The organism is Treponema sp. R6D11 (assembly GCF_054786075.1).
This window is the reverse complement of the sequence record NZ_BDHD01000608.1, coordinates 1-718: the sequence shown is the minus strand read 5'-3', so window position 1 is coordinate 718 and position 718 is coordinate 1. Positions and strand designations below refer to the sequence as shown.

General features: G+C 43.5%; 1 protein-coding gene. It reads right to left on the bottom strand.

The features are described 5' to 3' along the window. Positions 1–718, bottom strand: a 718-nt coding sequence (locus ACYVTD_RS15005; RefSeq protein ID WP_461248513.1) for a PEP/pyruvate-binding domain-containing protein, incomplete at both ends; no start/stop codon positions are given.

The window sequence follows — 718 nt, the reverse complement described above, 5'->3', positions numbered from 1 at the left end:
AGATTTCAGGGTAAGTTACGGCTAAACGGCAACCGCGATGCCCTAACATTGGGTTCAGAAGTTGGTCGAGGTGACCGGGTGTAACGCGCATAATAGCGGTTTTTTTGTCGATTAAACCTTCTGCTACCATATCGACCGCGCATTTTACAGCCGCGGTTCCAGCGCGTTTACCATTACGTGTTTGCAGAAGGAAAAGCTCGCCTTGTTGTACTGTAAATTCCATATCCTGCATATCTTTAAAGTGTTTTTCTAATCTGTTTTTAATACCGACAAGCTGTTTATATATAGTAGGATTCTTCTTTGCCAATGTAGAGATTCTTTCAGGGGTTCTGATACCGGCAACTACGTCTTCGCCCTGCGCATTCATTAAATATTCGCCGTAAAATTCATTAATACCGGTGCTTGGGTCTCTGCTGAAACATACTCCAGTACCTGAATCATCGCCAAAATTGCCGAAAACCATTGATTGTACGTTTACCGCAGTGCCTTTAAGGTTGCGAATATCTTCCAGTTTGCGATAAGTTATGGCACGTTCGCTCATCCATGAGCCAAAAACGGCGTTTATAGCGCCCCAAAGTTGATCAAGCGGGGCTTGCGGGAAGTCTTTACCCGTGTTCTTTTTAACGATTTGTTTGTATTCTTCGACAAGTTTTTCAAGATCGCCCGCTTTAAGGTCGGTATCCATCTCTATATTCTTTGATTTTTTAAGCGCATGGAG